Annotated in this window: 17 protein-coding genes; 1 reads left to right on the plus strand and 16 read right to left on the minus strand. The window is 71.2% G+C overall.

The annotated features are described in order from the left end of the window. Positions 1-184 precede the first annotated feature (184 nt). Complete coding sequence (locus ACIQR3_RS26315) at positions 185-1,435, plus strand: hypothetical protein (RefSeq protein WP_403543029.1); 1,251 nt, start codon at positions 185-187, stop codon at positions 1,433-1,435. Positions 1,436-1,537: 102 nt separating this feature from the next. On the opposite strand, the gene ACIQR3_RS26320 is transcribed toward ACIQR3_RS26315, so the two are convergent. From ACIQR3_RS26320 to ACIQR3_RS26395, 16 genes are all read right to left on the minus strand, one after another. After that, complete coding sequence (locus ACIQR3_RS26320; protein ID WP_403543031.1) at positions 1,538-1,915, minus strand: hypothetical protein; 378 nt, start codon at positions 1,913-1,915, stop codon at positions 1,538-1,540. Next, on the minus strand, positions 1,908-2,756 hold the full coding sequence (locus ACIQR3_RS26325; RefSeq protein ID WP_403543033.1) for a hypothetical protein: 849 nt from the start codon (positions 2,754-2,756) through the stop codon (positions 1,908-1,910). Before ACIQR3_RS26325 ends, ACIQR3_RS26320 begins: the two co-directional genes overlap by 8 nt. 140 nt (positions 2,757-2,896) lie before the next feature. Next, the gene (locus ACIQR3_RS26330; protein WP_403543035.1) at positions 2,897-3,610 is read right to left on the minus strand and encodes an HNH endonuclease family protein; all 714 of its coding nucleotides are present in this window, start codon (positions 3,608-3,610) and stop codon (positions 2,897-2,899) included. Positions 3,611-3,711: 101 nt separating this feature from the next. Beyond that, positions 3,712-4,692 (minus strand): hypothetical protein, encoded by a 981-nt coding sequence (locus ACIQR3_RS26335; RefSeq protein ID WP_403543037.1) that lies wholly within the window; start codon positions 4,690-4,692, stop codon positions 3,712-3,714. Positions 4,693-4,818: 126 nt separating this feature from the next. Beyond that, on the minus strand, positions 4,819-5,175 hold the full coding sequence (locus ACIQR3_RS26340) for a hypothetical protein (RefSeq protein WP_403543039.1): 357 nt from the start codon (positions 5,173-5,175) through the stop codon (positions 4,819-4,821). Between the two features lie 30 nt (positions 5,176-5,205). Beyond that, on the minus strand, positions 5,206-5,604 hold the full coding sequence (locus tag ACIQR3_RS26345) for a hypothetical protein (protein WP_403543041.1): 399 nt from the start codon (positions 5,602-5,604) through the stop codon (positions 5,206-5,208). 113 nt (positions 5,605-5,717) lie between these two features. Next, complete coding sequence (locus tag ACIQR3_RS26350; protein ID WP_403543042.1) at positions 5,718-6,107, minus strand: hypothetical protein; 390 nt, start codon at positions 6,105-6,107, stop codon at positions 5,718-5,720. Positions 6,108-6,153: 46 nt separating this feature from the next. After that, positions 6,154-6,768: a TetR/AcrR family transcriptional regulator gene (locus ACIQR3_RS26355; protein ID WP_403543043.1), complete on the minus strand. Its 615-nt coding sequence runs from the start codon at positions 6,766-6,768 to the stop codon at positions 6,154-6,156. A gap of 147 nt (positions 6,769-6,915) precedes the next feature. After that, positions 6,916-7,497 carry a hypothetical protein gene (locus ACIQR3_RS26360; protein ID WP_403543044.1) on the minus strand — a complete coding sequence of 194 codons (582 nt, stop codon included), beginning with the start codon at positions 7,495-7,497 and terminating at the stop codon, positions 6,916-6,918. 133 nt (positions 7,498-7,630) lie between these two features. Further along, positions 7,631-8,056, minus strand: a complete 426-nt coding sequence (locus tag ACIQR3_RS26365) for a hypothetical protein (RefSeq protein ID WP_403543046.1) — start codon at positions 8,054-8,056, stop codon at positions 7,631-7,633. Positions 8,057-8,128: 72 nt separating this feature from the next. Then, a complete protein-coding gene (locus ACIQR3_RS26370; protein WP_403543048.1) occupies positions 8,129-8,590 on the minus strand; it encodes a hypothetical protein in 462 nt (153 codons plus the stop codon). A 101-nt stretch (positions 8,591-8,691) separates the two neighbouring features. Next, entirely contained in the window at positions 8,692-10,455 is a 1,764-nt protein-coding gene (locus ACIQR3_RS26375) for a hypothetical protein (RefSeq protein WP_403543050.1), read from the minus strand. Positions 10,456-10,683: 228 nt separating this feature from the next. Continuing rightward, the gene (ligA, locus tag ACIQR3_RS26380; protein ID WP_403543052.1) at positions 10,684-12,747 is read right to left on the minus strand and encodes an NAD-dependent DNA ligase LigA; all 2,064 of its coding nucleotides are present in this window, start codon (positions 12,745-12,747) and stop codon (positions 10,684-10,686) included. Between the two features lie 246 nt (positions 12,748-12,993). Next, on the minus strand, positions 12,994-13,965 hold the full coding sequence (locus tag ACIQR3_RS26385) for an SAV_2336 N-terminal domain-related protein (protein WP_403543054.1): 972 nt from the start codon (positions 13,963-13,965) through the stop codon (positions 12,994-12,996). A 337-nt stretch (positions 13,966-14,302) separates the two neighbouring features. After that, positions 14,303-14,962 carry a hypothetical protein gene (locus tag ACIQR3_RS26390; RefSeq protein ID WP_403543055.1) on the minus strand — a complete coding sequence of 220 codons (660 nt, stop codon included), beginning with the start codon at positions 14,960-14,962 and terminating at the stop codon, positions 14,303-14,305. Between the two features lie 78 nt (positions 14,963-15,040). Further along, positions 15,041-15,565, minus strand: coding sequence for an N-6 DNA methylase (locus ACIQR3_RS26395; RefSeq protein WP_403543057.1), 525 nt, complete (start codon positions 15,563-15,565; stop codon positions 15,041-15,043). Positions 15,566-15,670 lie beyond the last annotated feature (105 nt).

The raw sequence follows: 15,670 nt of genomic DNA on the forward strand, positions 1-15,670 counted from the left end.
GCACCTCGGCCCGCTCGCCGCACCTCTGCCACCACCGGGCGAGTGTCCAGCCCACCCGGTGAAGAACCCGGTCCGAAGACCGGGCAACACCGCCCCTGCCAGGGCGGATCACCTTGGTTCCCGAAGAACCCGGCCCCACCGAAGAGGGGCTCGCGCATGCCCGAGAGGAGGGCGTGCCCTGCCCATGATGCAGCATGCCCACGCGCCGGTCCACGCAGCCGCCGCTCCGCCGTGCCCTCCGCGCGGACAAAACCGAATATCCTCGAACAACCGATTCACCCCGGTCTGTGAGCACGCGGACCAGGAGATCGGCACCACCGCGTCCCGGCGCACCCGGCGCGGTGACTTCCTGCGCGCCGCCACCTGGGCCATCACCCAACGCCTGCACCCCAAAGCCGGTGACACCACGCTGCGCGTCGCACGCGACCTTGCCGCCCGCCTGAACGCCGACGGGCACGTCGCCTACTGCCGCGACACCATGTGGCGCCGCCTCGGCATCAGCCGGCGCACCCTCGAGCGGCACATCGCCGTCCTGCGCGAGCTCGGCCTCCTCGTCTGGACCGTCCACGGAAGCCGCACCAACACCCGTCCCGCCGGAAGCGGCGAATGGGCCGGCACCGCCACCATCTACGCCGCCGTCGTCCCGCCTGCCTGGGACGACGCCCTCGGCCACCGCGTGAGCGGCCACGGCTACCACGCCCGGCACATCGGATTCACCGACCGCGGACGGCAGATGGCCATCGCCGACGCCCGCCGACGCGCCCGCCCGTCCCGCCGCCGCGATCGCCGTGACACCCCTTCCTGTAAGACCAACCACCCACGTCCTACAGCTGAGGTGAGAGAGAAGAACAACAACACCAGCGCACCCCGCGGGACGCGACCGCGACCCCGCCGCCGACACGAAGTACCCGAGCCCTACCGGGCCACTCCCTGCCAGGCCGCGCACGCCGTCTCGATCGCCGCCTGGGTGCGCCCCCGGGTGCCCTGGACCCAGGGCGAGAGCCTGCGCCGCCTCGCCTTCGCCCTGCGGCCCTGGATCACCAGCGGCCTCTCCGCCGCCGACATCGCCGCCGACCTTTCGGTCTGGCGCGTGCCCCGGCGGCCGGCCTCACCGGCCAGCGTGATCATGGCCCGCTGGAACGAGGCCGCCACCCAGGGCGTGCCCGCCGCACCCGGCACAGGCGAGGACACGCCTTGCGGGGTCCCGCCCAACGCGGCCTTCCTGGCGGCCATGGACGCCGTCCGCGCCCGTCTCACCAGCCTGTCGCCGCCCGTCGTGGCGGAACCCGATCCCCCCGGCTTCGTTATCCGTGACCGGATCCTTGCCTCGTTCGCGGAGGCGGACCGGGCCCGCCGCGCGCGCACTGCCGAGCAGTGCTCCACCTTCGCCGAGTGGGAGGCCATCTGCGACGCCCGAGAGCGAGCCCTCGAATGACCCCGCGCCGGCCCAGTTCACGCACGTACGGCACCCACCAGGCCACGGCGCCGGTGAGGAACCCGACCGCGAAGCTCTCGGACCGGAACACGCTGCCCCCATTCAGGACGACTCGGCCGTCGGGGCGGCCTCGGGCACGGACTCCTCGACGGCCGCCCCCTGCGTCTTGCCTTCAGCGCCGCGCCGGCGCGTGCGGATGACCGCCCGCACCGACCGGAACAGGGCCCGGACCAGCCGCCACAGACCGACCGCGCCGCAACCCACCGCCGCGCCGCTGGTCCCCAGACGCGCGAAGGTCTCCAGCCAGCCCGGCCAGTGCAGGTAGCCCAGCGTCAGCGACGTGCCGATCAGGCTCAGGCTGAGCACCATCAGGACGCTGCTGTGCCCGATCACCCCCCAGGTGCGCTTCAGTTCGGCGTAGGCCTCCGGATTCGCCTCCCGCCACGGGACGCGCCGGCCGGTCTGCTCGTGCTCACTCATCGCTCTCTCCGCTCCTTGCAGTCCGAGCTCCGTCGTCTTGGGCCCCGCCCAGTACCTCCCGGGCATGGCGCAGGCCTGCTTCCAACTCCTCCAGTTCCAACCGTGCTTCGTCCAGCACATGCCGGGGCAGCAGCCCTGTGGGCAGCGCGGGCCTGACGGGCACGGCGGCAGCGCGGTCGTCGCGGATCGCCGACTCCACCGCTTCCTCCTGCCGTTCGACCTCGACGGCCTGGTCGACCAGGAGTGCGAGCGACTTCGCGTACCCGAGGAGAAGGCCGCGGGCTTCCACGTCGTCCGACGCCAGCGGCACCAGCCCGGCCGCGTCCCACACCAGTCGCGGCAGCACTGCCGCCACACGCGTCAGTTCATAACGCTCACTGCGCTCGGCGAGCATGCGCAAACGCTGCTCGTCAGCCAGCAGCCGGAAGAAGACCGCCGCGTACGCCTCGCTCGTCCCGACCACGCGCACGCGACGCCGGGTGAGGCGTCGGACGGCCGCAGGCAGTCCGACGGCCGCGGCCACGCCAGCCGCGCTGGCCGCGAGGAGACCGGTGGCCGCTGGCAGCAGGGAGGTTGCCGGGCCAAGAGCGGCGAAGGCGGCCACGGTGAACAGCGCGGCCCGGCCGACCGGGAGAGGGCGGGGAAGGTCGAGGCCTCCCAGCGTCCAAATGCGCAGGGCAGCGCGACGCCCCCACACCGTCCGGCACGCCCAGCGCCCCAGCCGGTGCTGCTCCGGGTCGAAGAGTCCCACTTCACTTAGCGCACCCGCGCGGTCCGGCCCGAAGGTATCCCAGCGCAGCCAGCCGCCCCGGGTCCGCTCGCGTATCAGCAGTGCTTCCACGGCGGCCTTCTCGGTGGCCGGGTCCGGGAGCCGGCCACCGAGCTCGGCGCGCACGGCGTGGTGGAGCCGGGCGGCTTCCCGGACCGCCTGGTTCCACCGGTGGAGGTCTGCGTCGAAGGGCAGCGGCTGTACGGCCGGCCTCATCGCCGGGCCGCCTCGGCCGGGCAGGACTCCAGGGCGGTGCGCAGGGCCGTCTTCTCCGACGGTGTGACCGACAGGCGGTACTTGGTCTTCACGCGGACCTGCGCGGTCGCGTACCAGCAGTGCACCTCGGCGCGCGGAGGCATCCATGCAGCGGCGTCTTTGGCGCCCTTGCCGGCGTTCGTCGGACCGTCGGTAGCAACCAAATTTTCAAGATCGTTCGCGAAGTTCAGCCTCTGCTCGGCGGTCAGGTTCCGGGCTCCCGACTGCCACCCGAGCGCCAGTGGGACGACGTGGTCGATCTGTACGGCCATCGACGTGCGAGGGCCGCGCTTGAAGTCGATCGTCCGGCCCGTGTACCGGTCGTGAAGGACGCCGGACAGGACGGTGCAGCCGTCCTCGGCCCGAACGATGTCGTCCAGGTCGCGGGCCAGGACGTCCTGACGCGTCGGACAGGAATTCCCCGACATCTCGACTGTGCCCGCATCGCTCCATGCCGGTCCGAAGGCGTCGCGGCTGTATCCGGCGAGGGAGGTCTGCGCCCGGACCGTCAGGTTGTTCAGATGGGCCAGCGCGGCTCCGTCCCCGGCCGCGGCCGGGCCGCGAGCGGGGGCGGCTTCGGCGACGGAGCCGGGGGTAGTGAGCGGTCCGCAGGCGGAGGCGGCAAGTGCGCCGGCGAGCACGAGGCCGGCGGCCAGGAGGCGAGGGGCCATGTAAGGGAGTCCTGTTCGGGTCGGAGAGGGCACCGTTCACCTGTTACAGGTGTGGCGAGGTCCTGCGGTGTGACAGTCCGCCCGAACTTTTCTGGGTTCCTTCAGCCGAGCGTGCCCTCGAAGGTGGCCTTGGAGCCGCCCGCGTCGACGGCCTCTACTGTCACCGGGCCGCCGACGGCGGACTCCGGGACGCGGAAGGAGACGGTCTGCGTGGCGGTGCGGTACGGGGCGATCGCGGCGTCGCGGTAGCCGTACACCGGACGGACGGTGTCGGCCAGGTGCAGGTCCTGGCCGGACAGGATCCGCAGGGTGGTGCCCAGGCCGGGCATCGGGTCGCCGGAGCGGTTGACCACGCTGAGCTCCAGGCTCCCGGTGCGTGAGGCACCCTCGCCGCTCACCGTCACCTTGCCCACGCGCACCTGGCCGTTCCACTGCCCGAGGGGCGTGACCGACTGGCCGGCCGGCGCACCCTGGGGCGCCTGGGTGGCCGGGGAGGCGGCGGTGCCCGGCAGGGCGCCTTCGAAGAACAGCGGTTCCGGCTCGGCCAGCCCTTCCTCGGTCGCTTCCACGGTCACCGTGACCGGCAGGCCCTGGGCCTGGTCGGGAAGCACCAGTTGCACGTCCCTGTCGACGGACCCGTTGGGGCGCACCTGCTGCGGCTCGTCGGCGGAAGAGGATGCGTTGCTGTCGGTGGCCTCGGCAGCGGTGCGGCCGAGCGTTCCGTAGCGGGCAGTGACGGCGGTCCGCGGCGCGGTGGCGACCTGTGCCCGCTGGTTGGCCACGGTCACCCGAGCCGTGTACGCGCTCGCGCCGGCCGGCACCCCGGGCACGGCCCCGGCCGGCAGCCGCTCGAAGCCCTGCAGCGTCACCGTCCACGCCCCGTCGCCGAGCGGCAGCGCGGTTCCCGGCTTCGCGATGCTGTCCGGCAGCACCGTGGAGGGCGAAGGTCGGGCATCAGGGGCGCTGATCGTCGGCTTGGCGTCGGCCTTGGGGCCGCTGTCGGAGTCGGCGCAGCCGGAGACCAGGACCGCGCCGGCCAGGAGCGCGATCGGAAGGGCGTGGCGCAGGCGCATGGTGAACATGGTTCCCCCAAGTCAGGTTCCGGATCTCGGTCGAGGGGGATCATGCCAAAACGCGTCCGGCCGGGGCCGGACGCGTCTTCTGGAGGTGTCTGATTCGGGCCGCCCGCCGACTGTGCGGGCGGCGGGTCACAGCGTGATGGGGATGGGGACCAGGAAGTACTCGGTGTCGTCGACACGAACGCGCAGCGGGTGCCCGGGCGTCAGGGTGAACAGCCGGTGGTGCACGGTCGCCAGGGAGTTGCGCACGGACAGCGCAGGTTCCAGCGCGGTACGGACGGCCGCGCGGGAGGTGTCGGACAGCGGGTTGCGCTCGGCGATCTCGGCGCACTGGTCGAGCTGGGCGTCGGTCAGGTCGGGCCCGAGGCCCTGGCGGAGGGCCTCGACGGCGACGGCCGGGGCCAGGACCGCCCGGTTGTGATCGCGGCATACGTGGCCGGGCGTGCCGTGGGGCTGGAAATGACGGGCGGTGCCGATGGAGGTCAAGGGGAACTCCCGAGGGTGAGGAGGGCGGCGTCAGTGCACGCGGATCGTCGCGGTCTCTGCGACGGTCAGAATGTGCGCGGGGAGCGTCGGGCGGCCTTCGAGCATCGCCCGGTACATGCGGTGCACTCCGTCGATCAGCAGACGGGCGGGGCCGCTGTCGAACTCCAACGTGGCGATGATCACCGGCTGGCTGAGATCGGTGCCCATCGCGTGTTCGGCGCTGAAGTGGGACTGGTCCGGGCCGAAGACGGGGCACCAGGACGGGCCGTCGTAGTCCGGCCTGAGCAGGCTCAGGTGGTAGGCGGCCGACCAGTCGTCTACGGGGGTTTGCTCTGCGGCGCGGGGGCGCTCCTCCAGGAGGCGCATGGCCCCGTCGATGTCGAACAGCCAGCGTCCGTACTTGAACAGCTGGGGGGAAGGGTTGGTCACGGTTTCTCGCTGACGGGTCGGGGATCGGTGAGGGAAAGGGGGCGGGTTGCAGTGGCCGGCAGGCACGAGGGCCGGTCGGGCGCCACCCCGGAGTTGGGGCGGCGCGGGCCGTTTCAGCGGGGGCCGAGCGGGATGACCAGGACGCCGACGTGAGGCAGGCTCATCTCGGCCAGCAAATGGGCGGCCCTGCCGTCAGGGGTGCTCGGATCGCCGGGTTCCAGGCGTATGGCGCCCCGGTGGGGGCCACGCGAGGGGTAGAGCTGCACCGTGTTCCCCGGTGCGTTGTGCTCGAAGACGCTGATGGCGGCGTAGTCGAACCCGCCGTAATTCGGGTAGCGCTCAGCGACGGCCGCAGACAGGGCGGTGACGAGTTCCGGGCTCGGTGAGGCGACCGAGCGGGGAAGTGGGCAGCGACGCGGCCGGATCCGCAGAGCAAGGGCGCGGATCAGGACGCTGAGGACGCCGAGGCCGAAGCCGATGGCGAGAGAGGCTGGCTGGATCACGGTGTTCCCCCTGGGGTTGCGGCCGGGCTGGTGGCGGAGCGTGGCTCTAGGCGCCGGTGGTGGTCACGGCGGCGTGGACGAGGCGGGCGAGCCCCCGGCGTCGCTGGCGCTTGGTCAGTCCCTGCACGCTTCCGGCGTTCTCGTGACCGGCGGCGGCTGTCAGGCCGGACACGAGGGCGTGGACCAGTTCCTTGCCCTCGCCGCTGGGCGCAGCAGCCGTCAGGGCCCGGACGAGGGGCCTGGTGGCCGCGAAGTACGCCTTGACGAAGCGGGGGTCCCGCTCAGCCGCGACGGCGGTCAGCACGCGCATGACCGGGAGGTGACCGCTCCAGCCGTCGAGTACGGCGTCGACGAGCCGAGTGGCGCCGGGCAGTCCGTCCGAGGACCAGGCGCCGTCCTCGAAACCGGCGAGCGCCGCGTTCGTCTCCTCGACCAGGAGCCGGGACGCTTCGAGGACGACGCCCTCAATGTCGGCGAAGTACTGGTAGAACGTCGCGGGCGACGTGCCCACCACGTGGGCGATGTCCATCACCTTGATGTCGCGGTAGGGCCGCGTGGCGAGAAGCTCGATCGTCGCGTCCAGCAGCTTCTGGCGGGTCTGGAGGCCGCGCTGGTTGGGCACGCGGCGCTCGGGGGTGCGGGTCACGATGCGGTTGGGCACAGCCGTCTCCTGAGCTGGAGGGAGGAAGGGGAGTGGACCAGGTCTGGGGCGATGCCGCCGGACCCGAGGAACAGTCACATTACACATTGAAAAACAAATAAGCAACACACGGAGGGGGGTTCACGAACTCCCGCCGCCGGCCGAGGGTCAGCTTCCGCTTGCGGGGAGTACCTCAGGGCCGAAGCGACGCTCAAGGAGGGCGAGTGCGCGCGAGCGCTGGCCGTCGACCCAGGCGCGCTGCCCGGGAGTGAGGGAGGCGTGGACGGCTACCTCGTAGTCGGACGGCGCCTCCCAGAGGGGGACGACGACGACGGCGATCTCGCGGGCAGCCTCAACCCAGTCGGCGGCCGCGTCCGCCGGAACGTTGAACAGCGGAGCGCCGGGGCTGGCCGGGTACGGGTCTTGTTCGAGCGGGCCGGGTGTGCGGGCCAGCTCTGCGGCATGTGTACGAAGGTGTTCGGCGGGACAGGTTCCGTCGACGTACTGCTGCTCAACTGCCCTCCCGTGTTCGCGCAAGAGGGCGACGTGTTCGGCGGGGAGCTTGAACTGCTCGTGCGTGCTGCGGCAGTCGCGTCCGTCCCGGCCGTGTCGCCGCACGACCTCGCCGTCCCGCCACTCGTATCCGCCACCGAGTACCACCAGGACGTGGTGGAGGGCCTGGGTGCGATTGAGTACCGAACAGGGGCTCTCCCGGATCATCTCGCTCAAGGTGTCTTCGACGCCTGCCATGAAAGACCTCCTAGGTTGTGGTGAGTTGAAGCCGTCCCGGCTCACACTGCCTGGGCGGACGAGGGGTGACCGTTGGTGATCCGGAATCCGATAGCGCGGGGTGCCGACATGTATGACTCTACATATTGAAACGTTAATAAGCAACATCCGGCGGGTTGGCATCCCCGCCTTCGATCTGCGCTCGCGCGGCCCTGGCGGCTGCGTTCGCGTTCTCGGCGTGGAAGGTGTCGGTCCACCGGGAGAAGTCGCCTTCCCCGCCGTCCAGTTCGACAGCGGCAGTGGCGTGTTCGCCCGGAAGGACACCGGCGATCAGCAGCGCGTCGACGCGGTCGTATCGCAGACCGAAGACCGTGAACACCCCTCCCGTGCCGGGCGGCTCGACCTGTGCAGGCGGCCCGGCCGGACCCGGACCGAGGCCGGCGAACATCTCCTCCAGTGCGCCGGTCGGCTCCGCGGGCTCCGGTCGGCGCCCGGGGCCGGCATCGCGCAGGGAGCACCACACGCGGAACAGGGACACCACGGCCGAGCCGCTCGTGGTGGTGGGGTCGAAGCGCAGCATGACGGTTCCTCCGAGGCCTTGAGGAAAGGGAGCGCCGGATGGTGTCCCGGCACGGAGTGACGGGGGCATTTCTCACGCCTCGGGCCGCGGCGCCTTCGGGGCCCGGGCGGACATGCGGTGCGTGAGGGCATGCGCGCCGGCGAACACCGCCCCTGCGCCGAGGGCCAGGTAATCCGCTGCCCGTCCGCGCAGGACGAGTGCCTCACCATGGCCGAGCAGCAGCACGGTGCAGACGGCGAAGGCTCCGGCCACCAGCGCGGCGTCCAGAACGGCCGCGGCAGCGCCCCACACCCAGTGGGCGCGAGCCGGGGCTACCTTGCGCTCGTCCCGCCTGCGGAGAACGGCGCACGCCCGGTGCCGGGCAAGCCGGCGCGTTTCGACGACAAGGACAGCGACCGGGACGACGAACAGCCACATGACGGGCTGCTCCACCAGGACGCCGCAGCCGGCGAGCAGCGCCACCAACCCGTAGACGGTGTGCAGCGGCTGGCAACGGCGGTGCCGGACGGTGCGGGGACGGAGGTCTTCGGACATGGCTCTCCTCAGCTGAAGACGATCGGGTTGCTGGGCTTGGCGCACGGGTCGTGCAACCTGTGGCCGGGCGGGACGGTGCCCGCCCGGCCACAGGGGGACGGTCAGGCATTCGCGGCGCGCCGAGGCGTCGCCGGGGGGTGGCGGAGCCGGGCGCGGCGCAGCCGGTCCGACCACGGAGCGTCGGCGGGCCCTACGGGATGCTCGGGGATGGTGATCTCGTAGTGCGGGCAGCTACCGGGCTTCTCCCCCTCCAGGAGGGCGTGCCGGTGGGAGTTCGGGCACTGCTGGCGCTCGTGCTCCTCCCTCCAGTAGCGGACCGCCAGCGGGCGGCCAGTTCCGCCATCGCGTGCCCGGCTCGGCTGCTCCTCCCGGAAGCGCTCGCCCGCGTCCGGGTCCACCCACCAGTTCTCGACCTGACCGGAGTCGCAGATGCCCCGTCGCCGTTCGGCCTCGCGCTTGCTGGGCTTGAGCTGGTGGACCTGGTGGGCCAGGACCCGCACCGTGGACCGCTTGTGCTGGGTCAGCAGCTCCCACAGGGCCCGCACGTGGCGGAGCATCAGCTCCTGCCCGCCCTGGCGGCCCGATCCGCTCAGGTACCGCTCAGGGTCGTGGGGGTCGCGAAGCCGGGTCTCGGGCTCCAGGACCTCGCCGGGGCGCGCCAGCAAGGTCTCGTACGGCGAGAAGGGCAGCTGTAGCAGCGACTCGTCGCACGTCAGCGCGGTGACCCACGTCCAGGGGGCGTCATCGGACGGAGGCTGCACCGGTTCCAGGAGCCGGTCGGGACGCAGAAGGAACCAGCCTTCTTCCGCCGGGGGCGACCACGGGCCCCACACGTAGCCGACGATGCGTCGGCCGTTGGGCAGCGCGAGGGGGATGTCGAGGAACAGCATGCCGCGCGAGGCGGGGAGGTGTGCGGGATCGAACGGGGTCGTGCTCTTCTCCGTCCGCCGCACCACGCGGCGCAGTGCCATCTGGCCGAGGGAGTCGCCAATCTGGAAGAGGCGGGCGGAGGAGGCCCGGTCGGCTTCCTGGCGCAGCTGCGTCACCACGGCCGCCTCCAGGCCGTCCGGATGTCCGTACGGCGCCAGCCGCTCGCGCTCACGGCGGTACACCTCGGCCTTCGTCTGCGCCCAGTCGAGGCTCTGCCTGTGGGCTTCCACGTACCGGCGGCGCCACGTACGGATGCGGTGCTGATCGGGAGTCTCCCAGGTCCCGTTGTCCGCGCGTGCGAGACTCCGGCCCGGGGTGACTTCACCGGGGCGCAGCCCCAGCTCGCGGAACCGGCGGACCTCGGCGTCGGCGTCATCGACGACGACGTCCGGCGGGTCGATGATCATCCGCTGGTGCCTGTCGTTCGGATCGAGTGCCCATTCCATGCCCGCGAGCTGCGCCAGCACCGCGCGAAGGGTCTGCTGGTCCGTCGTCTTCAGGAAGTCGAGAACGAGCAGCTGGACCGTGCTCGGGTACGCGTCGGCCGCCGCGAACCGCAGTATGCGCTTGAGGAACGCGCCGCCCGGGCCGTGCTGGCCACCGGACAGCGTCAGCAGCTGATCCGCCGCCCGCTGGTCGCCCAGTGCCGCGTTTGCCAGGTGGTCGTACACCTGCCGGAAGACGGCCATCTCCTCTTCTTCGGTAAGGATGCGATCGAGGGCGCCCCGTACCCGCGCCGAGGATGCCGGTGGGACTTCTGCCGCGACCGGCGGCCGCACCAACAGACCGGCAGCGGCGTGCAGCTCCCGGTACAGCTCCAGCTGGAGTTCGGTGAGGATCAGGAGGTCGTTGGGCTTGACCGGAGTCCGCTTGGTGGCATGAGCCGCGAGCGCCAGAAGCTCGGAATCCGACAACTCGGGCATGTTCGAGTGCATGTCATCCCTACCTGGACGTGGGGTGTTTGGGGAGAGATCGCGGGCGCCGAGCACCAGGCGATGACATGACAGTACACATTGAAAAAAGAATAAGCAACATCGAAGTGGGGGCCGCGCCTGGCGGGTACGAGCACCCGTTCATGGCGCGGCCGTTCAATGCGCTGTACCGCGCAGGGGCCGAGACGGGATCACGCTTACCGCGCGACGCCCGCCCCGGCCCCCTTTGCGTCAGGCCAGATAGTCGGCGACCAGGTCGGCGAAGTCCTCGGGGGCGAGGACCGTGACACCGAGCGCGGCCGCCTTGACTGCCTTCGAGCTGGGCTTGCCCCCGGTGGACGGCGCGGCGACGAGGATGGACGTCTTCGCACTGACGCTGCTGCCCGCGCGGCCGCCGGCCTTCTCGATCAGGGCGTTCATCTCGGACCGCCCGTAGGCCTCCAGCCGCCCGCTCATCTTGCCGGTGACCACCACGACCTTGTCGGCCAGCGGACCTGCACCCTCCGCCGCCGGCGCCCCCTGGGGCTCGGTCATGTTGACGCCCGCCGCGATCAGCTTGTCGATGACCGGCGCCAGTGCGGCAACCTGCTCGACGATGACCGGGGCCTTCTCGGGGCCGATGCCCTCGACGCCCTGCAGAGCGGCAGCATCAGCTTGCCGGATGGCCTCCATGGTCCCGAAGTGCCGGGCGATGCGGCGGGACATGCTGCGCCCGGTGCCGAGCACGCCCAGTGCGCAGAAGACCCGGCTGAGAGGGAGTGTCTTGGCCGCCTCGATCTGCTCGGCGAGCTTGACGGCCCGCTTGGCACTCTTGGACGCCTCGGTGAGCTGCTCGACGGTCAAGGTGAACAGGTCGGCGACGTCGTCCACGTTGCCGGACGCGACCAGGGCCGCCACGTAAGTCTTGCCGAGGCCGTCGATGTCGAGCATCTCGCGCTGCGCGGCGTACTCGATCAACGCCGGGAGCGCGCACGCGGTGCCCTTCGCGCATCGCCACCGCTTCTGCGCCTTGTTGATCTCGCCACCACAGTTCGGGCAGACCTCAGGCAGCGGCACCTCGCGCGCCCCCTCCGGACGCAGCTGGACCACGGCCCCCTGCACCCGGGGGATGATGTCGCCGGCCTTGTAGACCGTCACGGTGTCGCCGATATGGAGGTCGCGCCGGCGAATGTCGGCGGGGTTGTGGAGGGTGGCCCGGGTGACGTTGGAGCCGTCGATCTCCACCGAGGTGAGGATCGCGGTCGGCGCGAGGACCCCGGTGCGGCCGACCTCCCACACGACGTCCTCCAGGACGGTCTGCCGTTCGACCGCGGGGAGCTTGACCGCGATGGCCCAGTGAGGGAAGCGGGAGCTGAACCCGGCCGCCGTCTGTTCTCCCGTGTCGTTCATCTTGATCACCACCCCGTCGATTCCGACGGGCAGGTCCGCACGCATGGCGGCGATCGCGTCAACCCGCTCCTGTGCCGCGGCCAGGTCGGCGACGACGTGGAGCCCTGCCGGGGAGTCCGCGGTCGTCTGGATGCCGGCTGCGGCCACGGCGGCCAGGGTCTCGGCGTGCGTGGCTCCGGCGGGCAGGAACGCTACGCCGTCCAGTTCGACCGCGCCGTAGGCCCAGAACGTCATCTGGAGCCGGTACGGCCGGTCCTTCGCCCTCAGCGTCCCGGCCGTGCCGTTGCGGGGATTGGCGAAGACCTGCGCGTTGTGGGCGGCACGGACCTCGTTCGCCTTCTCGAACTGCTCCTGGGTGAAGGCGACCTCGCCGCGGACCTCGACGGTGACCGGCTCGGCCAGACGCTCGGGGAGGCCGTCGATCTGGCCGATGACGTGGCTGATGTCCTCGCCGTGACTGCCGTCACCGCGGGTGATGATCTGCACGAGACGGCCGTCGCGATACCGAGCGGCCACGGCAGCACCGTCGATCTTCGGCTCCACAGTGAACCCGCCCTGCGGCGCGCGGCCCATACGGCGCTGGACCGAGGCGCCCCATGTCACCAGGCCCTCGGCGTCGAAGACGTTGTCCAGGCTCAGGAGGCGAGTGGTGTGCGCGACGTCGCCGACGGGCGCTGCACCGTCGGCCACGAGCCCGGTGAGGGAGTCCGGGGAGACCTCGGCGGGATTCTCTTCCTCCCAGGCCTGCACCGAGCGTCGGAGCTGATCGTACGAGGCGTCGTCCAGGACGCTGTCGCCGTCACCGTAGTACGCCTGCGAGGCCTCGCGCAGGAGCTGGAGCGCGGCCTCGTACTCGATGCGGTTGGACACGGCAGACTGCGCCTGAGCGGCGGGAAGAGTCGTCATGAGGGTGATCCTCTCTCAAGGGTCTGACAGTGGCCGCGCGCCCGGATGCAAGGGCACGTAGGGCAACGCGGGTCACCGAAGATGAGTGGATGGCTTGATGCCGGGACGGGCGGTTCACGCCCAGCGCCCCGAACACAGCGGGTGAAGAGAAGGAGGTAGCAGAGGATTGTTCGGCCCCAGGCAGTGCTGAGGGGTGAAGAGGGCGGCGAACGGTGACGCCGACGAGTGGATGCGGAAACCGCATCCCTAGCCGACGAGTCGCGAAGCCTCCGCGCTCACCAGGGGGCGCCGCATCGACGGCTCAGCTTGCCGCAGCAGAGCCACCGTGCGAGCGAGCGAGGAACGCGGCACTGTGCGCAGCAGCACGGAGGCAACGCCGTCTCGGAATGCGTAAGTACCGGGGCGACCGGGGACGGCACGGAGCAGGCCGCTCAGAATCACCTCGGCCAGGTGGCTCGGACACGGAGCCGTCCCGATCGAGCGGTGCACCAACTGCATCACCGGCAAGTGGGGGACGCCTGCCGCCAAGTACCCCGCGAGACGGACCGCTTCGGGGGAAGCAGTGGCGCGGAAGCGGAGGACCAGTTCCTCAGCAGCGAGCCCCGTCAGAGAGGCGGTCCCTTCGGCCGGAAGTGCGGGCGGAATGAAAGCGACCGCCGCCGGGACCTCGGTCCCGCCGCTGCCGAGGAGCGCGAACCAGTTCTCCAGCCAGGGAGAGGCGGGTTCCAGAACCGGCACAGGGATGCTGTTCGCCCCCGTGTCGGGCGCACTGTCGTACGCCGTGAAGCGCAGTTCGGAGTTGGCGGCTGCGGCGGCCGGGGCGTGGATGCTCCCGGGCGTCCCGGGCAGCGCCGTGCGCTGCCACATGCGCTCCGGCAGCGGCTGAACTACCGCCACCGGGCGTACACGCGCCCAGCTGCGCAGAGTCTTGTACCAGCGTTCACTGGCCGGGCCGGGGTGCCACTGAGGGCCGGAGCAGTCGCTGAGCAGGAGGGTCACCAGTCGGTCGTCCTCCCCCTGTCGTCCTCGCAGCGTGCCATCGGCCTTGAGAACGACCACCGTCACACTCTGGAAAGGGCCACTCCGGGCGAGGGACTGGCGCAGCTCCCGCAGCAGCGGTCCCCACATTGGCATCGTGGGCCCGGCATCGAAGACAAGCTGGAGGCGATACGCCGGAGCCCTGTTCAGGGTTGAGGCCGTGTTCGTCCGTATGGTCACGTCGTCTCCTTGGGGCCTTGGTGAGGGGGCGAGGCCCGGACCGGACGGGGGGTGTCGGTCCGGGCCTCACGGCCCCGGCCGTCGAGGGGAGAGCCACAGCCAGGGCGAGCCGCGCGAAGCGGCCCCTTCGGAATTGGCTTGGTGTGGGGCGGCTTCCCGCCCTCATGACAACTACAATACATGCTGGAATTGGAATACGCAACATTCGCTCCTGGGTCGGGCCGTCACAAGTACCTGACCACCCCGCCCCGTTGTGTCTCCCCTTTCGGCGAACCTGGTCGCCGGAGAAGCCCAGGAGCGGCGGCGCGCCCCTCCGCACGCCGGCCCCTGCGGTCGCCTAAGCCGCACCGTCCTGGGTCTGGCCCTCGACGCGATGCAGCACGTGCGGGGCGATGAGGTCAGCGCCGCCGTCATCCCACCGCACGGCCTGGAAAGCGTACGGGGCGGCGCCCTCCGCCATGCCGAAGGTGTGCCCGGAGCGTTCCGTCCCCCGGGCCCGCATGACCACGTGCGTTCCGTCCGCGTAGTAGGTGAGCGCGGGATCGAACATGGTCGCGGGGCGGGTCACGTCCGATGCCAGGGGGCGTGCCCGGATCACGATGTCGGCGACCTTGTCGGCGTCGACACCAGGGATGTTCATGCGCCGGTCGGGCTCGACCTTCCAGGACAGTCCGGGGAACAGGCGGTTCACCTGCGCGCGGACCCACTGCCACGCCTCGTCCGAGGCCTCCTCGGTGGGCTCGTTCGCAGATGAGTGCCAGCCCTCGGCACAATCCGCGCCCTGTTCGCCGAGGAGGGCCATCACCTCGGCGCGGGTGATCTCGTCCGGGAGCTGGGTGCCGGCCTGCAAGCGGTGGACGTACCGGTGGAAGAGCTGGAGGGCCAGGGACTCGCCGTCCAGGTGGTGGGCGTAGACGATCCGCAGGACCGTCCCGTGTCCCTCGGAGTCGGGGACCAAGGTGGCGATGGCGGGCGGCGGTGTGGTGTTGATGGCCATGAGAAGGCTCCGTTTCGTGCAGGGATGAGGAGGTGAGCGGCGGCCGGCCGCGGGATGCGGCACGGCCGCCGCGTCGGGTCAGGAGGATGGAACGAACTGCCACGGCCAGAACGGCGGGCGGGTCGTGGTGGGGTACAGCACCGGCCGGGCCTTCTGCTCGGCGCTCGCCCGCTCGGCGCGCCCTTGTACGGCCTGCTCCAGAAGCCGGGGATGCTTCAGGGCATCGCCGCAGGAGACGGTCACGTGCGGGCCGAGCCTCCAGAGCTGCGCGTTCACGGCGCAGCACGCGGCGTTGAGTGGGTCGAGGTCGTTCAGCCACCAGCGGTACTCGGCGGGGTCGGCGCCGAAGTACCGCATCGTGGCAGCGGCGGCCCGGGTCATCGTGCCCGTCCCAGCCGCGGGTTCGAGGAGCAGATCGCCGGGCCTGCGGTCGCTGGAGAGAAGGATGTCGCCGACGTTGTTGGCAGCCGCCGCCGGAGTGAAGAACTCGCCGGTCGACTGCCGTTCGCTGTAGCTGCGCATCCGGGTGATGAGCAGGCCGAGGACATCGTCGGACTCGGCGCGGGCGGTGTCGGAGCAGTACTCCAGCAGCCCTGCGCGCACGAGGATCCGGGCTTCTCTGAACTTGCGCTGGTGAGGTGATCGAGTCAGGAACGCCCGTGTTCGCGGTTGAGTTCGTGGTAGCCGCGAAAGTCGAAGAAGCGCAGG

The sequence above is a fragment of the Streptomyces sp. NPDC090994 genome (genome assembly GCF_044768905.1).
Classification (GTDB): Bacteria; Actinomycetota; Actinomycetes; order Streptomycetales; family Streptomycetaceae; genus Streptomyces.

Coding starts and splice junctions, on each gene's coding strand:
- ACIQR3_RS26315 (WP_403543029.1), top strand. CDS start 185: ATGATGCAGCATGCCCACGCGCCGGTCCACGCAGCCGCCGCTCCGCCG.
- ACIQR3_RS26320 (WP_403543031.1), bottom strand. CDS start 1,915: ATGAGTGAGCACGAGCAGACCGGCCGGCGCGTCCCGTGGCGGGAGGCG.
- ACIQR3_RS26330 (WP_403543035.1), bottom strand. CDS start 3,610: ATGGCCCCTCGCCTCCTGGCCGCCGGCCTCGTGCTCGCCGGCGCACTT.
- ACIQR3_RS26335 (WP_403543037.1), bottom strand. CDS start 4,692: ATGTTCACCATGCGCCTGCGCCACGCCCTTCCGATCGCGCTCCTGGCC.
- ACIQR3_RS26360 (WP_403543044.1), bottom strand. CDS start 7,497: ATGGCAGGCGTCGAAGACACCTTGAGCGAGATGATCCGGGAGAGCCCC.
- ACIQR3_RS26365 (WP_403543046.1), bottom strand. CDS start 8,056: ATGCTGCGCTTCGACCCCACCACCACGAGCGGCTCGGCCGTGGTGTCC.
- ACIQR3_RS26370 (WP_403543048.1), bottom strand. CDS start 8,590: ATGTCCGAAGACCTCCGTCCCCGCACCGTCCGGCACCGCCGTTGCCAG.
- ACIQR3_RS26375 (WP_403543050.1), bottom strand. CDS start 10,455: ATGCACTCGAACATGCCCGAGTTGTCGGATTCCGAGCTTCTGGCGCTC.
- ligA (WP_403543052.1), bottom strand. CDS start 12,747: ATGACGACTCTTCCCGCCGCTCAGGCGCAGTCTGCCGTGTCCAACCGC.
- ACIQR3_RS26390 (WP_403543055.1), bottom strand. CDS start 14,962: ATGGCCATCAACACCACACCGCCGCCCGCCATCGCCACCTTGGTCCCC.